Below are 20,397 nucleotides of genomic sequence, written 5' to 3' on the forward strand. Positions count from 1 at the left end.
TGAAGGACGCCCTCGCCGCGCGCCGATTCCTGGTCACCAGCCCATGTTATACGACGACATACCATAACCCAATCTCAGCAATCTCCATACAGTTGGTCGAAGCCAGGCATAAGACGTCAAAATCCGTCAAATTTGGGGTAAACACCAACCGGCCACGGCTTACGCCAACGCCCTACGTGAGATACGATGACCGACAATAAAGTCTCGCGGATGGCCACTCCGCCCTCAAGCGTCCGGCTGGGATCCCTTCAATTGCGCAGGCAAGCGTCGGGAGCCGATTCGCAACCATGAAGTCAGTCATTCTCGCCCGCATAAAAGCGAAAACATTGAGTTAAACAAAATACCAACGATCTTTAAACTGGAGATGGAGATATGAGTATCAAGCGAGTCGCGCTTTACCGTGGAGCGGTAACGGCGCTGTGTGCAGCCTTCTCGGCGGGTGTTCCGCTTGCCGCGCACGCCCAGAGTAGCGTGACGTTGTACGGCGCCGTCGATAACGGATTCAGCTACAGCAGCAATCAGCATGGCAATCACAACTTCTACATGAGCCAGGGTTACCTGAACGCGAGCAAGTTCGGCTTTCTCGGCTCAGAAGACCTGGGTGGCGGCCTGAAAACGATCTTCCGGCTCGAAGCCGGCTACAACTCGCTAACTGGTGCAGCCAGTTCGTCGGGCTATGAATTCAACCGCCAGGCCTATGTCGGGTTGAGCGATGACCAATACGGCACGTTCACGTTGGGGCGCCAGTACACGCCGTACTTCAACTACGTCGGTGCACTGGGCCCGACCGGCTACCTGACCGGGGCAACCGGCGCACACCCGGGCGACCTCGACGCGCTCGACACCACCTTGCGCTTCAACAATTCGCTGACCTATACGTCGCCGCTGATCAGCGGCCTGCAGGGTAGCGTGCAGTACGGTCTGGGTGGCGTGGCGGGCCATTTCGGCCAAGGCAATACGCTCAGCGCGGCGCTGCGCTACGAGATGGGCAATTTCAGGGCCGCCGTCGGCTATGTTCACCTGAACGACCTCGCCAGCAGCAACGCGGTGGGCACCGTAGCCGACAACTCGCCCGTCAACAGCGCCTACGCCAGCGCCGAAACCAACCAGATGGTCGCGGCGGCGGCGCAGTACAAGTTCGGCGGTTTGATGGTCGGGCTGAACTACTCGAATGTGCTGTATCGTCCGGGCACCGTGTCCGCTTTCAGGCAGACAGCCGTGTTCAACACCTATGGCCTGATATCCACCTACCAGCTGACGCCGGCAATCGTGCTGGCCGGCGGGTATAGCTACACCCGGGCGAGCGAGTCGAACAACATTTCCGATTCGGCACGCTATAACCAGGTCTCGTTCGAGCAGACCTATTCGTTCTCGAAACGCACCTGCGTCTACTTCCTCGAGGCGTATCAGCACGCCAGCGGCCAGGCGCTTGCGTCGAACGGCACATCGATTGTCAACGCGGTAGCGGTCGTCGGCGATTCGCAAAACGGCACCCCCTCGTCGGGACCGTCGCAGTTTGTCGGCACCATCGGCCTGCGTCACTTCTTCTGAAATGACGTTGCCCGGGAACGCATGAGTTGAACGGGTCGGCGGCAGGCAGGCAAGCGATGCCGCCGACCTTACATATCGCATGCAGTGGATGTTATGGCGCGGGCACCCGACGGGTCCACGACTTCAGCAATCCGGCAATCGTGCAGCGATTCGTCCGATTATTGCCTGTCGAGCGGCGCCACCGTCCAATCAATCAAGTTTGTTCAGACCCAATGCCCCGGTTGTGTCGTGGCGCGGACATGTCGCCTACATAACGCCAATATTGTCACCCGTGATGCAACACGTAAAATAAACCAACACGCATCACGGTTAAAACGGAACATGACTGCACTACCGTCACCGGGCGTATAAAGGTGGAGACGAAGTGGTCCAGTCCATAAATCGTAGAGCAGCGCTAGTCGCCCTTGCCCATGCTGGCCTGCTGTGCATGCGCCCCACTTTCGCATCCAGCCCTGCGCCACGTGTCGTGTTCCTCAATCCCGGCGAGGCCACCGAACGTGGGACGGGGCAGCACTGGCAACTGGTTTCGCGATTCATGCGGGTGGCGGCCAAAATCTTCGGCATGCAACTGGAGGTCCTGTACGCCGAACGTGACCACCTGCTGATGGTGCGTCAGGCAAAGGAAGTCGCAGAGCGCATCGACGCACCTGATTATGTGGTGATCGTCAACGAGAAGATGGTTGCCGATCACATGCTGAAGGCGCTCGCGCGTTCGCCCGCCAAGGTCCTGTTGATCCACAATGACCTCACGCCAGGTCAGCGCCGCGAGATCGGCAACGAACGGGAAGGCATCCGCAACTGGATAGGCACGGTAACAGCAAACGCCGCGCAAGCCGGGGAGCGCCTGATGCAATATCTATATCAGCGCGTAAGCCCAAGGGGCGCGCAGGTGATCGGCATCACGGGGGACCCGAATACCCCGGTGTCGCTCGAGCGTGCTCAGGGAGTCGAGACATTCCTGTCCCGCGTTCCCGATGCGCATGCGTGTCAACTGGTGTTCGGCGACTGGAGCTATGCCGATAGCGCGCAAAAGGCTCGCGTACTGCTGGCGCGCTACCCCGAGGCCAACGTGATCTGGGCTGCGAACGACGCCATGGCGCTCGGCGCCCTGAGCGCAGTCGAAGAGCGCCACGCGCACGTGCTGGTGGGCGGCATGGGAGCGTTGCCGGAGGCCCTGCTCAGTGTCGCCAACGGTGGTCTGGCCGCCATGGTGGCAGGCGACTATTTCATGGGAGCATGGGCGATGGTTCTGCTGTACGACTACCATCACGGCAGGGACTTTGCCGCATCCGGAGACGTGCGCCTGAAACTCGACTTCCTTCGCGTCGTGCACCGCGAGATCGCGGCTCAATACTATGACACCGTGTTCACACATGGAGAGTCCCTGAACTTCGCTCTCTACTCGAAGTACCTGCATCCTGATTCTGGTCCGTACGACTTCGCTCTGCAACGAATCCTGAACGCCATCCCGGCACTCTCATGATGCATTTCTCGCCGCGCCATGCGCTGTACTCGCTGAGCCTGCACACCAAGCTGATGCTGGCGCTTGCCGTGCTTGTCGCGCTTGTTGCCGGCAGTTCGGCCTATGTCGTGGCGGAGCACGAACGCGAACGCCGCTTGAGCGCGCTGGAGCAGCGTGCCGCGCGGATCGCCGATCTGCTGAGTCATTCGCTGGCGCAGCCACTGTGGAACATCGACCGGACAGCAATCGACGAACAACTCACGGCGCTCGCCCCCAACCCCGAGGTCGTCGAATACGCGGTCACAGCGACGAACTACGGCACCATCTCCACGGTCAAGGGACCGCACCCCTACGACAGCAACGACAACGTGGTTTGGGTGCGCCCGATCGAATACACCCCACCGGGCGACGCGCCGCGGGAGAAGATTGGCGAGGTCCGCGTGGTCCTCACGCGCGCCGTGGCCGAACAGTCCATCACCGCCGCACGCCGCGCCATCCTCTGGACGGTGGCAATCATCGTAGCGGCGCTTTATCTCGTCACGTTCGTTCTGCTCAAGCGGATGGTAAGCGGTCCGATCAATCGTCTCGAGGAAATGGTTGACCGGATCGCCGGCGGCGACCTTCTGGCACGCTGTGTCGTGGAGTCCGGCGATGAACTGGGCCGGCTCGCCATCCGCGTGAATTCGATGGCGGAACGGCTGCGCCAATCCACCACCTCTTTGCGTGAAAACGAAAGAAAATACCGCAGCATTGTTGAGAACGCGCTAGAAGGCATCTTCCTGCTCGATCGCTGCGGCAGGCTGACCGAAGCCAACCCCGCCATGGCGCACCTGCTTGGCTACCCGAACCCGGCTGCGCTGATTGCAGCAGGCGCAGTGGCCTCCTACAGGCATCCGTTTGCGCCGGAACAAACCGCGGAACTGTTCGAGGTGCTGCGCGCGAGGGGCGAGATCGTGGGTGTCGAGCTGCGTTTGACCCGTCTGGACGGAGTCCCGATCTGGGTGGAGCTGAACGCTCGCGGCGTCGACGTCGACGGCGACTATGCGCCCTTGCTGGAAGGCCTCATGACCGATGTGACCGCCCGCAAACGGGTGGTGGAAAACCTGCGGCAGCACCGCGACCAGCTCGAACGCGAAGTAGCCGAACGCAAGCGCACCGAGGCAGAATTACTGACTTCACGCGAGCGCCTGCGGCAACTTTCCGCGCATCTGGAAGCCATTCGCGAGGAGGAGCGCAAACGCATTGCGATGGAGATCCACGACGACCTTGGCCAGTTGCTAACCGCCCTGAAAATGGACGTCTCGTTGCTGAGGATGCACCTCGCGGACGATTCGGCTGCACTTCACAAGGCCAACGGCATGCGCGAGCTGGTCGAAAAAACCATTGAGATTGTGCGCAGCGTGGCAAGTCACCTGCGTCCGGCCGCGCTCAATTTCGGCCTCGCCTCGGCGCTCGAGTGGCTTGCCCAGGATTTCACGCGGTATACGCAGATTCCCTGTCACTTTCATCTTGAGGGTCCTGAGCCGCGCCTCTCCGACGCATCAGCAACAGCAATCTTTCGCATCGCCCAGGAATCGTTGACCAATGTCGCCCGTCACGCCCACGCGACCCGCGTCGACGTGACGCTGTGCCACCACGAACAGGGAGTCGAACTGACAATCCGTGATGACGGGCGTGGTTTCGACGTAGCGGCAGCGCGCGACGGCTACTCATACGGCCTCCTTGGAATGGCCGAACGCGCGCGGCTGATCGACGCCAACCTGCGGTTCGAAAGCGCCACCAAGGCCGGATGCGTGATCCGTCTCTCGGTTGGCGCGACCTCAATCGCTACGTCATACTAATTACCGCGCTTCGCCCTGTCAGGCGGCGCGCCGGCCAATATTCATGGCAGGCCGGCGGCTCGTGGGCGGAAACACATGCCAGGTGCCGTCGTCGTGGCGGAAGAAGAACAGGACGACCGGGCCGCTCGAACTTCGTGCCTCGATGCAGACACGGCAGATCCTGCCGGAACTGGATCGCTGCGTACGCAACACCCGGACCGGCTGCGAACCAGCCGCGCCCATCCATTTGTCGACCAGTACGCGCAATGATGAGTTCTGCGTCGCCACCATAGCCCCTCCGAGGTGCCCATGAACGCATCGTAGGGCGTTCATTAATGCACCTCCATCGGCAGCGGCGGATAGTTCGGTCAGGAAGGGACGATTCCCCGTTCAGGATTTCCTGAGCGATCCTGACGGGCGACGTTCTTTCCAGACGTCACCCGGCGAACCGGACGTGTCCCGTTTATTCAGCGGCGAGACCGTGTCTGATCGCGTAGCGGATCAGTTCAGCGTTGTTGCCCAAGCCAAGCTTTTGCATGAGCCGCATCTTGTGCGTGCTGATGGTCTTCGCGCTCAGTGCGAGCGTCTCGGCGATATCGTTGATACTTTTGCCTGACGCCAGCATCTGGAGCACCTGAAATTCGCGGTCTGACAGCACCTCATGCGGCGGCGCGTCGCCCGAGTGCGTCTCGAAGATAATCGCGTCGACCAATTTCGGGTCAATAAAGCGGCCGCCCGCGGCCAGCTTGCGGATCGCAGCCAGCAGCACCTCGGGATCGCTGTCTTTGGTGACGTAGCCCGTCGCACCCGCGCGCAACGCACGCGACACAACCTGGGCCTCATTGTGGATACTCAGCACCAGCACCGGCAACGCAGGTTGCTCGGCGCGCACCCGCCTGATCAGGTCGACGCCGCTGATGCCAGGCATCGTCATGTCCAGCAGCAACAGATCAATGTCGCAGCTACGTACTTTTTCAACCACCTCCGAACCTTGCGCGGCCTCTCCCGTCACGACGATATCGGCCGTAGTTGCGATGATCTGTTTCAAGCCCCCGCGCACAATCGCATGGTCGTCCGCAATCAGTATTTTGATCATGAATATGATCCGCCAGCGGGCGGAATGTGAATGGAAAGCGCGATACCGCTGCCGGGAGCGCCCTATTCCCTTGAGTGCTGTGACTTTCGTTTTTCCTATTCTGCACTCGTTGGCGAATCGCGGTCTACCGCTAGTTCGCCATGGCGCCACTGCGGCGCCGGAGGGACTGCAAGTCCATTATCGAATACGCAGTGCACATGTACCGGCCTCGTTCGCACCGCAACGCAAACCACGCGGATCCGGGCCGGGATGTCTGCTTCAACCGGAGACTGCCCGCAGCGATTGCCTGTCAATCATCCACGAGCCGCGCTCCGGCGCCGATGCCTGAAACAGAATTTCGTCCGCACAGTCCGCAAGCTCGAACAACTCGTGCGTGGCCTCGGCACTGATCGCATCAAGGTGAGTCTTGCGCAGTTCCGATAGCGTCTCGCGAAGCCGCCGGATCGATGCGGGCTCGCTGTCCATCAGCGGCCAGCAATGCAGCAGATACGTAAGCGGCGTCACGCTGCGATGCTCGCACCACAAATCGAACAGGCGCATGCAAATCGTATTGATACGCTCCACCGCATTTTCGCGTTCTGAGAGGTGGGGGATCATGGGCAGCACCAACGATAGATTTGCGATAACTAATACTAGGCGGGCGATATGGCTAACGCAGTCAGGAAGCGCGGAAATTGCGTGAGATAGACACTGAAGAGAGAGTAAGGAAATCCCTACTCATGGAAACCGGGCCGCACGCCACCTCATTGGTTGCCAACTTACGAGAAATAATCTGAAAGTGTACGTACAAAGGGAATTTGCGTTTACCCGCGTATTGATATGAAGAAACAAATCTCGCTGCCGTTAACGGAGCTATGAAGGGCTTGTCACCCCTGTGCAACGCGCAAGCATTGCCGGATCGATTTCCCTGTTCTGGTCTTTTACGTCGACGAAGCGAGTTATGAACATCGGCAATATGAAACTTGGCGCCAAGCTGATTTGCGCCTTTATCCTGGTGTCGGCCATCAGTGCCATCGTCAGCGTGATCGGCGTCCGCAATATGGGGCAGATCAGCGCTAACGCAGACACGACCTATCGCCTCGATCTGGTGGGGCTCAACCTGATCCAGCAGGCCAATGCCGATGTGCTGCGAGTGGGCACCTATCTGCGCAACGCGATCCTGGCTTCCACTGCCGACCAACGCTCAGCGTCTCTGGACCAGGCTGAAAAAGCGCTGGCTTCGGCGCGCGAGCACCTCAATCAGGCCGAGCCGCTGGTCTACACAGAGAAAGGCAAAGCCACCTTCGCCGATCTCGATCAGAGCTGGAACGACTACCTTCAGGCCTTCAATGAAATGAAAGCCAGGATCAACGCCGCCGGGTTACAGGACCAAGCCGGCCTGACCGCCTATCTGTTGGGCGAATACCATCAGAAGGGCTTCAAGACCCTCGTCCTGATGGGCAACCTGGTCGACGTGAAACAGGGCGACGCACAAACGACGGCCGCATCTAACGACAGGGTGTACGACCAGGGCCGGAGTCTGATGCTGGTTCTGGTGGCGCTGTCTGTATTGACCGGTGTGGCCATCGGTGTCTGGATGGCGCGCAATGTGACGAGGCAACTGGGGAGCGAGCCGGCGACGGCGGCCAGCCTCGCCAAAAGCGTGGCAGCCGGCGATCTTAGCGTCAGCATCGATCTGCGCCCAGGCGACACGCACAGCCTCATGGCCTCGCTAAAGGTAATGCGCGATGCCTTGTCTCAGGTTGTGGCGGAAGTCCGCGAGAATGCCGAAGGCGTGGCGACCGCGAGCGCGCAGATTGCACAAGGGAATCTGGATCTGTCGAGCCGCACCGAGGAGCAGGCAGCCTCGCTCCAGGAAACCGCCTCGAGTATCGAAGAACTGACCGCCGCGGTCCGTCACAACACGGACAACGCGAAGCAGGCGGCCACGCTCGCCGGCACTGCCTCCGGTGTCGCCCAGCAAGGCGGCGAGGTGGTCGGACGGGTCGTCGACACGATGCGCGAAATCTTCACCAGTTCAACCAAGATGTCCGAGATCATCACCGTGATCGAAGGCATTGCCTTCCAGACCAACATCCTCGCGCTCAACGCAGCGGTCGAGGCGGCTCGTGCCGGCGAACAGGGCCGTGGTTTCGCTGTCGTGGCCGGCGAAGTGCGCGCGCTCGCGCAGCGCAGTGCCAGCGCCGCAAAGGAAATCAAGGACCTGATCGCCGATTCGGTCAACCGGGTAGAGGCCGGCTCAACGCTTGTCGAGCAGGCGGGCGGCACGATCAACGAGATCGTCGCTTCGGTGAAGCGCGTCACCGACATCGTGGTTGAAATCGCCTCGGCGTCGCAAGAACAGAGCACCGGCATCGAGCAGGTCAACCAGGCCGTCACCCAGATGGACCAGGTCACCCAGCAGAATGCCGCGCTGGTGGAAGAGGCTTCGGCGGCGGCTCAGTCGATGGCGCAGCAGGCCCAGAGCCTGCGTGCAGCCGTGGCCTTCTTCAAGGTCGACGGCGGGCAGGTTGCCGTATCGCGAGCGAGTACGCCTCGCAATGAACCGCAACTGGTGTCACGGAAAGTTCGCGCGTCGCCGCCTGCGAAGTTGACCAAGCCCGCAACGACGCCGCGCCCGAGCGCCAAAGCGAGCGCCGAGGTCTCGACCAGCACTGCCGAGACAGCCGACTGGCAGACGTTCTGAACGGGCAGCCCCGTTCGTGTCGGACGGCACACCGTAGCCGCACTGACCGATGTTCGCGATCCACATGCGTCATGGGGCCGATAACACCTCGCTGCGCTCGCCCCGACCATTGAGGCAATGCATGCGAGCGACGTTGTAGTTGAGGAAGAGTACTCACGGATGGAGACACGGGCCCTTTCCACGCGGGCCCGATGAAGCAGCACAGAACGCAACTGCAGTCGGTGCGCAGTGCGTTCAGAGCCGTCTCGCTGTCTCCACATGCCGGGGTGCCGCCGGCTTCGTCACGTGGCGCTTTCGAGCGCCACGGGCGATGTCCGGATGGGGATAGCGAGATCCGATTATCGTTTTCTACTCGGATCGTACTCAAAAATATGAAATCAAACGCTCTCTCCAATGTATCGACAACGGTTGTACAGTCGTTGGAAGCCGCGAACATCGACCACGTATTCCTCGTGCCGGGGAAGATGATCTACCCCTTGCTGGACGCAATCGACAAATCACCCTCGATCCGCGGGATTGTCTGCGCTCATGAGACCAGCAGTGCTTTCATGGCCGATGGTTATGCGCGGGCCAGCCGGAAATTTGGCGTATGCGTGGGAATTTCCGGACCGGGCACCATGAATTTCGTACCCGCAATGGCGGCCGCTCACGCAGACCGGATTCCCATGCTCTATATCACCGGAGGGGTCTCGTCGCGCGCGGAAGGCAAAGGCGCATTCCAGGACGCTACGCTCAGCGGCATTTTCGAAAGCGGTGTGGTGAGGAGCCTTGTAGAGAATGTCGTGGAACTGAAGAACAAGGACAATCTCCAGGCCGAAATGCGCCGCGCAGCAGAGGGATTGAACTGGATGCGTCGAGCGCAGTCTTTCGTGAGCATCCCCGTCGATATCCAGCGGCAGGACGTTCAGCCCGGTTACGACGCATCGCGGCAACCGTACGATCACGACGAATTCAACGCCCTCGAGGTTCCCGCCAATCGCGCGGCGCTGGATGCCTTGTGCAGCCGGTATCTGCTCAAATCGAAGCGGGTTGCTTTCCTGATCGGCAGTCGCGGCAATGATCCGGAAACCGCGCAGGCCCTGCTCGACGTGGCAGAAAAATTCTGTATTCCTGTCGCGACCACCCTATCGGGAAAGGGCGCGTTTCCCGAGGATCATGTTCTTTCACTCGGCGTTTACGGCTTCTCCGGGCACTCGCGAGCCGTTCGTGCCATCAACACGGACGAACTCGACGTGCTGGTCGTGTTCGGCAGCGACCTGAATCAGCGCGACAGCATGAACTGGACAGAGAAACTGGCTGCCTGGAAGGAATTGATCATCTTCGACGACAGCTTCGACGCGCCGGCAATGGGACATGTCGCGCGCAAGCGGGTTTTCTCCGGGATCGGCGCCACATTCCGCGCGCTGGCCCAGATGGACACGCGCCAGAGCGACGACCTTCAGGCCGCGTTCGAACGAAGAAAGTCATGGGTCGCCGAGCTCAACGAAACCCCGCTGTACGACTATCAGTTCGAGCAGCCCGGTGCACGGAGTTCGGGTGGCGATCTATCGCTCTATACAGGAGATGTCGTCAAGCAGCTATGCCAACTGCTGCCGAGAGACGCAAACGTTGTCGTGGATTCAGGCGCTCACCGGATATTCATGGCTCACTACTGGCTCTCGTCGGGCATTGGCAACTATTTTTCGTCCAGCTCCCTCGCACCAATGGGTTGGGCAGTTGCCGCGGGGATCGGTATCAAGCTTGCAGCGCCGCAGCGTCCCTGCGTCGTAGTGACCGGAGACGGATGCATGCTGATGCACGGAATGGAGATACAGACCGCAGCCCGATACGGCGTAAAAGTACTCTATGTTGTCCTGAACAATGCTGCGCATGGCGCGGTCCATATCGACGCGATCAGCAACGGCTCCATTCCCGAGCAGTTCAGCAAGCTCCCGAGCCATGACTGGGCCGCCTTTGCTGCTTCGGTCGGGGTCGCGGCGCGCAGGGTCGATCACCTCGACGATCTGGCAGATGCGCTGGGCGAGGCGTCCCGATTTGACGGCCCATTCCTGATCGAGGTACTGACCGGTGTCTTTCCCGCACCGAATCGGTACTACGCGGAATGTGCCGCTTCTGCATGAGAATGCACGGGGTCGACGCCGCTGCCAGGCGTAGCGGCGTATGCGCGGAACACGTTATGGCGAAGCAGTCCGGCCACCGCCTCTGGTGTCCGGAATCTGCACCGTACCAAGCCGGTAGTAGCCGTCGGCCCCTTGATCTTTCAGGGCCAATTGCATGGGCATCAAGTAGTGTCGTGGGTCGGCAACCCGGATATCCAGTTCGTAGCGGCCTGGCGCCAGGTCTGTCGGCAAGACGAAGTTATCTGCAAAGGAAGTGGGGCTGCCCGGTAAAACATTGCGCAATTCGATGCCTGATGCGAAGCGGCCCGAGGTTTGCCACGCCGCCGCGCTGACGGCCCCGGACGCTCGCAGCACGAACTCGACCCGCCAGGGGACGTACGTGGGCGTGATGCCGCCATTGTTCCATTGCGTGTTCAACGACAGTACCGCGCGCCCCTGATCCGACTGACCGACCTGCACAGCGATTCTGCCCGGCCAATAGCGGTAGCCGGCCGTCAAGCCGGCGGTCCATACAGCCGCTTGCTCCGTCTGCGTCAGCGCGGACCATGTTCCAGTGCAGAAGGCACCGTTCTTGATTGCAGCGAGATGATATTGCGGCACCTCTTCAAGAATCGCGAGCTGGTTGGTCGTCGGATCGGTCTCGAAGGTTTGGCACGGGAATTCCGCTGAACTGCCGTTGCCGAACGGTTCGGTCACAAAGGGCGCATGCTTCCAGCGCCCGGCGACGAGGTCTTGTCCGTCTGCCGACTTGCATTCTGAAGCAGGCGGAAAACCCGCCGCCCAGCCCGTGTAAGAGCCCAGGCTATCGCGCCGCAGGCCAATGGGTGCATTGCCGACATTGATATGCATTGCGGTGCACAGGCTGGTGGCATCGTCGGTCAGCATGACGAGCTGCTTGTTCGGGAACGCCCTGACATGGGCCCAGATGATCGCCTGCTTCGATGTGTCGCTACCCGCCTGATACGCACCAGGCACGCCGTTATTGGCTTCGTACGCCTGCTCGTTGATGTTGTAGTAGGTCGCGTTGGTAGCGTACGGAATGGCGCCCCACTTGTAGTCGGTACTATCGGGCAGTCCTGCCGTGTGCCATTCGCCCCAGCTACCGTAGAGACCAATGTCGATTGTGCCGATCCTCGGATCTCCGTCGTATCGGTTGCCAAGCGCTTTGAGCAGCGCCCATATCCTGCCGATAACGAATTTGTCGTTCCAGTCCGGCACGAAGTAGTGCCCCTGTGTCGCGTCGGTCGGATTGACCGGCAATAGCCAGCCATGCGCTTTTCCGGCTCCGTCCTTGAGCAGGTACGCCGGTGAGTCACTGTAGATGGGATAGCCGTCGTCTCCGGTCGTGACGTTGGTATCGAGCTTGTATTGCGGATTGAACGCCATCACGCGAAAGCCAAACGTCGCGCCGCGCGGCAGGCATGCCGCACCGGGTTTCGACAGTGCACACGGTTCGAGCACGTGATCGATGACCGACAGGTCGTAGTGCCCCTCGAGCGGTTCGAGCGTATGCCACGACAGGCGTCCATAAACGTTTGCCGGCACGCCCGGCAGCGGCGCCGCATCCGATGTAATCGGCTGGAAGTTCAGATCGGGGGCGCAGTGCGGGCAAGGAGGATTGTTCGGCCCAATCAGCTTTTGAGCGACCACTGTGTAAAAGCCGCTGGTGGGATTGAACAACTCGTTGCTGACAACCCATTGCTGGGTCGCCGGATCGAACGTCGCCTGGGCCGGCGGCAATTTCGCCGGCGTCAATACTTGCGATGCGGTTTCGACGGGCGTGCTCGCGCTTTGCGCAACGGCCCCCGTCGCGACGAAACACAGGCTGGCGAGGATGGATAGCCGGGTGATACCGCGGATTATCATGATGCGCATGTCGTGTTCTCCTGTCGTCGCCAATCAGACTGTGACGTGGTGAATACAGTTCGGCGTCCCATAGGCAGCGGGCGCTTCTGGCCCGCTTCCACACCCCTATGTCATAGCATACGAACGCGACACGTATGCAAGCGCAATGCGAAAATCCGGCCGGATTGACGTCGCGCATGCGCCTTGCATGGGAAAATAGGTGACCCACTGTGCGACGTTCGACACTTTAGTTGCGATTGTCGTCAAGCTGCAGGTAGAAATCACGCGTGTTGTGCGGCAGGTCACGACTGAAGACGGCTGCGCGCGGCTCGAAGAAGTAACGTAGGAACGCGAGTGCGGCAAACTGCTTGTCGCGGCCCGGAGTAACGTTGGCGTCTGCGAGTGCGCCAGCCTGCCAGCGTGAGGAGAGTTTTATTGTTGCTGCGAGCTGTGCGTGTCCATAGAGGCCGTGGTCATGGCTTCCTGCGCAGGTGAGTGCTACTGCGCCAGAGGCGGCTGTGCTGCCCAGGGCGTTGCCGATGTCTGCCGGCAAGCCGAGCGGCAAGCAGCTTTCCGTGTCCTGAAGCGTATTGTTCCAGCCCAGTTCGAGTGTTCCCTGCCATTGCCACGTGCGTCCCTCTTCCGACAGCCATTGCAGCGCGGCGCCGGTGCTGAGCGACGATTGCGGACTGTAGTAGCCGCCTTGGCCGTAGCTATAGAAGTTCTCATTGCGCTGGTAAGCGAGATAGTGCAGCGCCGGTCCTATGGTGAAATAGTCGAAGCGTGGCACGTGCAGGTCGTAGCCGCCCGAGAGATCGGCCGACCAGCCTTCGTTGCCCACGACGTTCATCCCGGTCAACCATCGCTTTTCCAATGCGGCGTTGACGTTCCAGCGAGGCGCTACCTGCCAGTTTATCTGCGCACCCTGCGTTTCCTGGCGCACGGCACCCCACTTGTCGTCGCCAAAAGCCATCCCCTGCCACGACAGCAGCGAATCGCGCACCGGCGTCACGCCGGCATAGGTGGACCATGTGCCCCAATTGGTTCGCTGGCCGAAGTTGACCACAGCGTCTGGCCGGAAACCGGCTGGCCAGCCTTGCGTGGCGCCGGCCGACACGCTCCAGTCGAATGGCGACAATGTACCGGTGCGAAACGTGTTTGCGACCATGAACTGGAGTTCCTCCGCGACGGCGGAGCCTCCTAGCACATGACTTTGCGCGGCCGTCTTCCACCTCTGGAAGTTGGTGTCATCCGGAGGCGGTGTGTCGTTACCAAAGACACTCGATAGCCCCGGCACAGTCTGGTCCGGCGAGGTCATTCCGGCGTTCATGAACAACTGCCGATACCGCACCTCAAACTGAGCCGTATTATCGATCCACTCCCCCCGCACCTCCGGCGCGATCGTATCGAGCCGTCCCTGGCCGGATGTGCCGATGTGATCCGACCACGTGAACCCACCGGAGACCGACGCCGCGTCGATGCCGCTCAGGTCGGCGGGAACATACCGCATGATCCGCTGGCTATCATCGGCCCCCGCGAGCGCCTCGCGCAAGGCTACCCTCGATGCAACGAACTCCTTGCGATAGTAAAGCTGCTGCGCATTCAGCGCATACAGATACGAGTTGACCAGCCCATCGTCTCCCGCGGCGGCGCCCCGGCGCGGTACCGCACCCCGATGCGTCGCCCGTAAGGCGAGCGCCAGGCCTTCAGCGCTGTCGTCGCTGTGATCACGGTTGTACTGGGCGCGAAATAGCGTCACGGCTTCTGCGTAGCGGCCAAGCGCGTAAAGGTTCCAGCCGCGCAGCATGTCGCTTGCAGTTGCCGGCAGGCCTTCGCTTGCCGCGGTGTCGAGCAGTTGCAAGCTTTCGCGGTAGCGATGCTGCTCGTAAGCGGCGCTCGCACGCGCAAGCGCAATCTGCGCACGCGCGCTGCGGGCGCGCGGCTCCTGCTGCAATGACGGCGCGTCGAGCAATGCCTGCGCTCCATCGAGGTCGTGTTGCCCGATTCTCACCTGCGCAAGGCCGAGCGTTGCGTCCAGGTCGTCGGGCGCCAGATCGCGAGCGAGGCTGAACCAGTCAGCCGCCGCGTCGGTATGACGTTGGGCAAGCTCGATCCATCCGGCCAGCGTCGCCGCAGGCGCATCGCGGTACGCACGGATCGAAGGCGCGAGTGCCGCGAGCTGCTGCGCAGCCTCCGCCGTGTCGGGCGGCAGGGCGCCGAGTGCGGCGATGTCACGCAGATAACGCAGACGCTGAAAGGCACGCTCGCCCTCCTCGTCGCGCCGGCCTTGCGATGCTTCGAGCGCAATCAGCGCATCAGCCTGCGCCGGCGGCAATTCGTGTTCGGCCCGGTAGAGCGTCGCGATACGGTTCCTGCTCGGCTCGCAGGTGGGAATCAGGCTGCGGTAGAGCGGCTCAATCTCATCCACATGGCCGGTGCGCGCAAACACATCTGCGGCCTTCCAGACACGATCGATGTGTGCGCAGCCGAATGCTTCCGGGGCCCGCGCGATCAGCAGGCGCAACTGCGCAGGTTCGCCGTTCAGCGCCGCGGCGATATCCGCTTCCTGCTGACGGCGTGCACGCTCGGCAGCGAGCGCCTCGGGCGGCGTCCATGACGGAAAATCACGTGCGATCGCGGCGAGGCTGCGATCGTATTCGGCCAGCCGGTTTTCGTGCAGCAGGCGCCAGAGTGGACGTTCATCCGGCGCGGTTGGCGCGCTCGGGCTGTCGGCGTCGTCGGCCACGCCTGCGCCTCCGCCCGCGCTTGCGCCTACGCCTGCGCGCACAGCCGGTTTAACGGCAGGCAGAGCTCGCTCCAGCAGGTTCTGCTGCTCCGTACGGACGACGTGCGGCTGGGAAGCCGCATCGTCCGCACTGCCCAGGCTCAGATGCGCTTGCCGCAGCACGGTCACCGCTTGCGCGCCGGCCGTACTCGCGCTCGACGTGCCGCCCCTCTCCACGTCGAGCAGGTTGTCCTGCGCTGCCCACAATGAACCCGACATCGTCATGCACAGCCACAGCGCGCCACACCACCGGGCCGTGTTACTGGTCCGCATCGCGGTGCCGGTTCCGGTGGTGGCGTTGCAGCAATATCGTGGTCGACGCCGCAAATACCGCAAGCAGCAGGATCAGCACGGCATAGCCAAGCCACGGATGCCGGGACAGCACGAAGCCAAGATGGTCCCACACGCCGAGCGTGCCGGCTTCATAGGTGCCGCCGACCCGAGTCGTCCACAGTCCGTCGGAATCGAAGCTTAGCAGTGCGACATTGCCATCGAGATTGCTCCAGTAGTTCGGCTCGACCAGCCGCGTCACGCCCAGCAGCAGTTGGGGCGCGTTGCCGGCGGTGAGCACCGTGACCGTGCCGGCGCGCCTGCCCCGGTACTGCATGACAAGCAGCCGGTCCGACAAGGGAATGTCGCCACGCAACGTCACGCTTACCGCTGCAGCATTGGCAGGTGTTCCGAACCAGTTGTCCCAATGTTGCGCGAACCAGTTGCCGCCGGGCTGTCCGGCACCGGACATGCCGTCCGCGATGCGCGCAGTATGCCCGGGTGACCATGGCGCATCCTCGAGTGCCGGTGGCGGCAGTGCGCCCGCGGCGCCGATCAGGATCGTGTCGCGGCCCGACGCGGGCTCGCCGAAGGTGACCTGAGCGGACGTGAGCGGCGCCATTTGCATCTGCGCGAGCCGGGCCATCAGTGTCCATGCGGCGGCGATGGTGTCGTTGTCATGAGCCGCGACCCGCACGGCAAGCCCTGCGCCATCGGGCTGCACGGTGTACGGAAAGCCGCCGTCGGCAAGCCGCCTGAGATCCGGCAAGGTGGTGAAGTGCGATGCAGGCGGCAGCGTCAACGTGGAATCGTCGAACACCGTGAGCATGAGATTGGCCATTGAACGCAGCGCGCACCGGTCGGTGATAAGCGGCACAAGCACGGGCCGCAGCGACAGCGTGTTGGCGCCCGGGTGGAAATCGCGCAACGGAATGGTGACGCGGTAGCGCCGCATCACCGCGCCCTGCTGCTGGTCAAGCGCGATCACCTGCTCGAATCGTCCGTTCAGGAAAATGTTGAGCACCGAGTCCTCGCGCATCTTCGCACCCTCGGTAAAGTTCATGTCTAGGGTCACGCGTGCGTCTTCGGGCGCATAGATGTCGGCGGGCAGCCGCACCTCCATGTCCGCGTGATCGCCGGGGCCCAGGGTACGGCTCGTCAGACCGAGTTGACGGAAGGTGTGCGGCGCCGTGCCCGACACCGTCCCGTCGGCGGACCACGCGGGCGGGTTCGATTCGTCGAGCTCGCCGATCAGCATCTCGTTACGGTGCGGCAAGCGCAGCTCATGGTGGGCGAACGCGCGTGCTGCACGCTCGACTTCGCTGTCGTTACGGCCGCTGACCACGAGCACGAAATGCCGCGCATCGCCGGGCTTCGGGTAGATGCCGAGAAAGCCGTTCTGGATGCGTGCCACGATCTGCGGATCGAGCTCGCCGCGCAGGGCATCGCTTGTGCCGATGAGCAGGACGTCCGCACCCGCGAGCGGCGCAAGCGACAGCCCCGGCAGAATGCCGTCGCCGGTGGCGCGCTGCGCGTCGAGTACCCGCAGCGACGGAGCAAGGTAGCGCAGGCGCAGTGCGGCGCCTTCGGCGAGCATGCCGCCGCCGGCGAGCTGCTGATCGCTATCCGGATGCGCTGCGCTCACGATATCCAGCGCACGCGCAGACCACTGCCGCGGGTCGATCAGGTCGTCGAGATCGGACAGTGTCGGCGTGAGCGGCTTGAGTTCCGTCTGCATCTGCAGCGTCGAGGCGCTGGTGTCGATCTCGGTCCAGAGTTCGGGGGAGTCCGGGTCTTCACAGTTTTCTGTCGCATGCTGCGCGGCTGCAAAGGACAACGTGTTGTATCCGGGATGCGGCAGCTCGGCCGGAATGCGGATATCGGCGGTTGCCTCGGGTTGTCGCGAGGACAGCTGCAACTGCGCGATGGTACGGCCGTTGAGACGCACAGCAAGCTGCGAGCGATCGGTGATCAGCGAAATCGAATTGGATACCACCAGATGCAGTGTGGCCGCCAGCACCTGCTCGCGTGCGGACACCGGCACGCTCATCGAGCTGGACGCCGCAGCGCCGGTCAGGCGCAGCGCGCCGGACAGATTGGCCAGCGTAGCCAGCGAAACGGGCGCGGTTTTCGCGGCACCGGCCTGCGCGTCCACGGGCTGGGGGGCGCTCTGGTTCGCTGGATGGGCAGTGGCACACGCTGCGCCACAGACGAGCGAGGCCAGTACGAAACACATCGCCTGGGCGATGGCGCGGGAAGTCGACGATGTACTCATGAGTCTGCTTTGGAAAAGAAACCGGATGAAGCGATCGCGCGCGATGCCATTCGCCATGGAAATTCCGCGTAGCGCAGCATGCCGCGGAAAAAGCCGCGGTAATGGCTGAACGCGTGCACCGTGCCGAGACTGGCGACAATGCCGAGGCTGCGCACGATGCCCACGCGCCGGTTGCGGCTCTCGCGGAAGTCGCGCCAGCGGCCGCTGTCGCCGAACACGAGCGCAACCTGTTCCGACCGGCCGGCCACACTGTCGTCCGCAAATTGGGCGCCTACCGTCAGCGAACCGTCGGCCGCAGGGAAAACATTGCGGATCGTGACCGGAACACGGCTCAAGCGGTCCAACGCGATGTTGAAAATTTCCAGCGTTGCGGCGCAGTTGCGCGGAACGCTCGCTTGCACGCTGGCGGGAATCACCATCCTCAGACCGCCCGCAGACATGTCGACGACGCGGCACGCCAATGCCGTCTGCCCGTCTGCCTCGGCAAACCCGGGCGGCAGGTGCAGTACGGCTTCGAGATCGGCCGGCACACGCGGCACAGCGCGCCGTTGCTTGCGCTCGTACAGCACGCCGATGCAGGCGTTGAGCAGGACCAGGTTCAGCGCGCTCCAGCCGAGCGACGCCACGATCACGTCGCGATGAGGATAGCCGTGCAGCAGTTTCCAGATGCCGGCAGCGGTGCCCAGCAGAACCAGCAGATAGACCAGATAGAAAGGCCCAGCCAGCTCGGAAATGGTGTCTTCCTCGATCCGCTCGCCCTTGGGCGTCACCTTGAAGGCCGGCGCGCGTGGATTGATCATGACCGATATCACCGCGCGCAGCGAGAACATCGACTGAAGCAGCTCATACACCTCGGAGATCAGCGTCCAGCGGTAGCGGCCGAACAGGAAATCCGAGGCGAGGATCGCCGCGATCATTTGCGGCAGGCCATACGCAAAGAACTCGGGGATCGTCGCGTTATAGAACTGCAGCCCGAACATCAGATACATCACCGGCGAGAATACGAATACGAGGCGCGCGTAACAGAAGAACCAGAAAAAGGCATTCGAGAAATAGCACAACCGCTGTGCCAGCGTCAGTCCTTTCAGGCGCAAGGGATTGCGCAGCAGGAATAGCTGGATCATGCCCTGCGCCCAGCGCGCACGCTGCACAATGAAGCTCGCAAACGTTTCCGGTTGCAGACCCGAGATCAGCGCTTCGTTCACGTAAGTGCTGCGGTAGCCGCGTGCGTGCAGTGTCAGGGCCGTCTCGGCGTCTTCCGTAATCGAGGTGCCGGCAATGCCGCCGATTTCCTCGAGATAGCGGCGCCTCAGCACTGCCGCGGAACCGCAGAAAAACGAGGCATTCCAGAAATCGAGGCCGCGTTGCACGACGGAATAAAACATTTCGTTTTCCGGCGGCATCTTGCCGAACATGCCGAGATTTTTTTCGAGCGGGTCGGGATTGATGAAGAAGTGAGGCGTCTGCACGAGATACAGCTTCTCGTCCCGCTGAAAATGGCCGACCGTTTTCTCGAGAAAATCGGCGGTAGGCACGTGATCCGCGTCGAAGATCACAATCAGCTCACCGTCCGTGCGGCCGAGTGCGGCGTTGATGTTGCCCGCTTTCGCGTGCTCGTTGCGCTCGCGCGAGAGATAGAGACCGCCATGGTGTTCGGCCAACTGCGTCAAGGCCTGCACCCGCGCATGCGCCTCGGCGGCCTTGCCCGCGTCCGCCTGGTTCAGCTTCTGCTGCGTGCCGCCGTCATCGAGCAGATAGACGCGCAGAAGCTCACGCGGATAGCGCATGTCGAGCGCCGCCCGCAGCGTGATTTCCAGCATGTCGGCCGGTTCGTTGTAGGTCGGAATGAATACATCGACGCGCGGCAGCGCACCGGGCGTGCGGATCAGCGGCACGGGTCTGCGCTGCAGCGGATGACTGTTGACGAACAGGCCGAGCATGGCCACCACGATTCCGTACAGTTCGGCGACGTACAAGAACAGCGCGAAGATGAAGTCGGCAAGCCCGTTGTAGCCCAGCGTAGAAGTCGTGCGCCAGAAGAGATAGCGGAAGGTCAGGAACGCCGAGCAGGCGAGAAAGAACAGGCGGGTGCGTTCGAGTTTGGCCGTGTGCCGCAGCAGGAGCATGGCGCCGAGCACGGCAAAGGAGACACAGAACTGGGCCCTCAGATCGAACCTGACGGTAGCCAGCACGACGATCGCCGCCAGCGAGCCCGCCCACAGACCCGCCACGACCCGCTCGGGCAGCGCCGAAAGCGGCAACGCGTCGACGAGCCGCACGATCACGTTTTCGCGCTTTGTTTTGGCAGCAGCAGAGGGCCGCGCCTCGTCGACGAGCGGCGCGTCAGTCACTTCACTCATGTCTGAACTTTGTCGTGTGACGCCAGGCGCGCCAGCGGCGGTGCGTCGCGAAACGGGCAGGAAAGAAACGGAAAGACTTCTGGCTACAGGGATATCGGCACTCTGGCGCGAATATTTAGCCTTTTCC

12 protein-coding genes are annotated in these 20,397 nt (G+C 62.1%); 5 read left to right on the forward strand and 7 right to left on the reverse strand.

The window, feature by feature from the left end:
• Nucleotides 1-372 precede the first annotated feature (372 nt).
• From FFS45_RS01050 to FFS45_RS01060, 3 genes are all read left to right on the forward strand, one after another.
• Entirely contained in the window at nt 373-1,551 is a 1,179-nt protein-coding gene (locus FFS45_RS01050; protein WP_137952830.1) for a porin, read from the forward strand.
• 427 nt (nt 1,552-1,978) lie between these two features.
• A complete protein-coding gene (locus FFS45_RS01055) occupies nt 1,979-3,034 on the forward strand; it encodes an ABC transporter substrate-binding protein (protein WP_137952831.1) in 1,056 nt (351 codons plus the stop codon).
• A complete protein-coding gene (locus FFS45_RS01060) occupies nt 3,031-4,854 on the forward strand; it encodes a histidine kinase (RefSeq protein WP_249362511.1) in 1,824 nt (607 codons plus the stop codon). The genes FFS45_RS01055 and FFS45_RS01060 overlap by 4 nt, the downstream gene beginning before the upstream one ends.
• A gap of 18 nt (nt 4,855-4,872) precedes the next feature.
• Here the strand turns inward: FFS45_RS01060 and FFS45_RS01065 are convergent, their stop codons facing one another.
• The 3 genes from FFS45_RS01065 to FFS45_RS01075 form a co-directional block, all read right to left on the reverse strand.
• The gene (locus FFS45_RS01065; RefSeq protein ID WP_249362513.1) at nt 4,873-5,166 is read right to left on the reverse strand and encodes a hypothetical protein; all 294 of its coding nucleotides are present in this window, start codon (nt 5,164-5,166) and stop codon (nt 4,873-4,875) included.
• 130 nt (nt 5,167-5,296) lie between these two features.
• Nucleotides 5,297-5,929 (reverse strand): response regulator transcription factor, encoded by a 633-nt coding sequence (locus FFS45_RS01070; RefSeq protein WP_137952832.1) that lies wholly within the window; start codon nt 5,927-5,929, stop codon nt 5,297-5,299.
• A 258-nt stretch (nt 5,930-6,187) separates the two neighbouring features.
• On the reverse strand, nt 6,188-6,526 hold the full coding sequence (locus FFS45_RS01075; protein WP_137952833.1) for a hypothetical protein: 339 nt from the start codon (nt 6,524-6,526) through the stop codon (nt 6,188-6,190).
• A 343-nt stretch (nt 6,527-6,869) separates the two neighbouring features.
• On the opposite strand from FFS45_RS01075, the gene FFS45_RS01080 reads away from it, so the two are divergent.
• Both FFS45_RS01080 and FFS45_RS01085 read left to right on the forward strand, forming a co-directional pair.
• A complete protein-coding gene (locus FFS45_RS01080; protein WP_137952834.1) occupies nt 6,870-8,615 on the forward strand; it encodes a methyl-accepting chemotaxis protein in 1,746 nt (581 codons plus the stop codon).
• Nucleotides 8,616-8,986: 371 nt separating this feature from the next.
• On the forward strand, nt 8,987-10,735 hold the full coding sequence (locus FFS45_RS01085; protein ID WP_137952835.1) for a thiamine pyrophosphate-binding protein: 1,749 nt from the start codon (nt 8,987-8,989) through the stop codon (nt 10,733-10,735).
• 54 nt (nt 10,736-10,789) lie between these two features.
• Here the strand turns inward: FFS45_RS01085 and FFS45_RS01090 are convergent, their stop codons facing one another.
• The 4 genes from FFS45_RS01090 to bcsA all read right to left on the reverse strand — a co-directional run bounded on the left by FFS45_RS01090 (nt 10,790) and on the right by bcsA (nt 20,270).
• The gene (locus FFS45_RS01090; protein WP_137952836.1) at nt 10,790-12,610 is read right to left on the reverse strand and encodes a hypothetical protein; all 1,821 of its coding nucleotides are present in this window, start codon (nt 12,608-12,610) and stop codon (nt 10,790-10,792) included.
• Nucleotides 12,611-12,827: 217 nt separating this feature from the next.
• Nucleotides 12,828-15,638 carry a cellulose synthase subunit BcsC-related outer membrane protein gene (locus FFS45_RS01095; RefSeq protein ID WP_249362515.1) on the reverse strand — a complete coding sequence of 937 codons (2,811 nt, stop codon included), beginning with the start codon at nt 15,636-15,638 and terminating at the stop codon, nt 12,828-12,830.
• Nucleotides 15,625-17,910: a cellulose biosynthesis cyclic di-GMP-binding regulatory protein BcsB gene (locus FFS45_RS01100; RefSeq protein WP_137952837.1), complete on the reverse strand. Its 2,286-nt coding sequence runs from the start codon at nt 17,908-17,910 to the stop codon at nt 15,625-15,627. Before FFS45_RS01100 ends, FFS45_RS01095 begins: the two co-directional genes overlap by 14 nt.
• The gene (gene bcsA, locus FFS45_RS01105; protein ID WP_137952838.1) at nt 17,907-20,270 is read right to left on the reverse strand and encodes a UDP-forming cellulose synthase catalytic subunit; all 2,364 of its coding nucleotides are present in this window, start codon (nt 20,268-20,270) and stop codon (nt 17,907-17,909) included. The genes FFS45_RS01100 and bcsA overlap by 4 nt, the downstream gene beginning before the upstream one ends.
• Nucleotides 20,271-20,397 lie beyond the last annotated feature (127 nt).

The sequence above is a fragment of the Burkholderia sp. 4M9327F10 genome (genome assembly GCF_005503145.1).
In the GTDB taxonomy this organism is placed as follows: Bacteria; Pseudomonadota; Gammaproteobacteria; order Burkholderiales; family Burkholderiaceae; genus Paraburkholderia.

What these genes read in the sequence shown, in the direction of transcription:
- FFS45_RS01085 (WP_137952835.1), top strand. Translation starts at nt 8,987, where the DNA reads ATGAAATCAAACGCTCTCTCCAATGTATCGACAACGGTTGTACAGTCG.
- bcsA (WP_137952838.1), bottom strand. Translation starts at nt 20,270, where the DNA reads ATGAGTGAAGTGACTGACGCGCCGCTCGTCGACGAGGCGCGGCCCTCT.
- FFS45_RS01070 (WP_137952832.1), bottom strand. Translation starts at nt 5,929, where the DNA reads ATGATCAAAATACTGATTGCGGACGACCATGCGATTGTGCGCGGGGGC.
- FFS45_RS01060 (WP_249362511.1), top strand. Translation starts at nt 3,031, where the DNA reads ATGATGCATTTCTCGCCGCGCCATGCGCTGTACTCGCTGAGCCTGCAC.
- FFS45_RS01080 (WP_137952834.1), top strand. Translation starts at nt 6,870, where the DNA reads ATGAACATCGGCAATATGAAACTTGGCGCCAAGCTGATTTGCGCCTTT.
- FFS45_RS01090 (WP_137952836.1), bottom strand. Translation starts at nt 12,610, where the DNA reads ATGCGCATCATGATAATCCGCGGTATCACCCGGCTATCCATCCTCGCC.
- FFS45_RS01055 (WP_137952831.1), top strand. Translation starts at nt 1,979, where the DNA reads ATGCGCCCCACTTTCGCATCCAGCCCTGCGCCACGTGTCGTGTTCCTC.
- FFS45_RS01075 (WP_137952833.1), bottom strand. Translation starts at nt 6,526, where the DNA reads ATGATCCCCCACCTCTCAGAACGCGAAAATGCGGTGGAGCGTATCAAT.
- FFS45_RS01100 (WP_137952837.1), bottom strand. Translation starts at nt 17,910, where the DNA reads ATGAGTACATCGTCGACTTCCCGCGCCATCGCCCAGGCGATGTGTTTC.
- FFS45_RS01095 (WP_249362515.1), bottom strand. Translation starts at nt 15,638, where the DNA reads ATGCGGACCAGTAACACGGCCCGGTGGTGTGGCGCGCTGTGGCTGTGC.
- FFS45_RS01065 (WP_249362513.1), bottom strand. Translation starts at nt 5,166, where the DNA reads ATGAACGCCCTACGATGCGTTCATGGGCACCTCGGAGGGGCTATGGTG.
- FFS45_RS01050 (WP_137952830.1), top strand. Translation starts at nt 373, where the DNA reads ATGAGTATCAAGCGAGTCGCGCTTTACCGTGGAGCGGTAACGGCGCTG.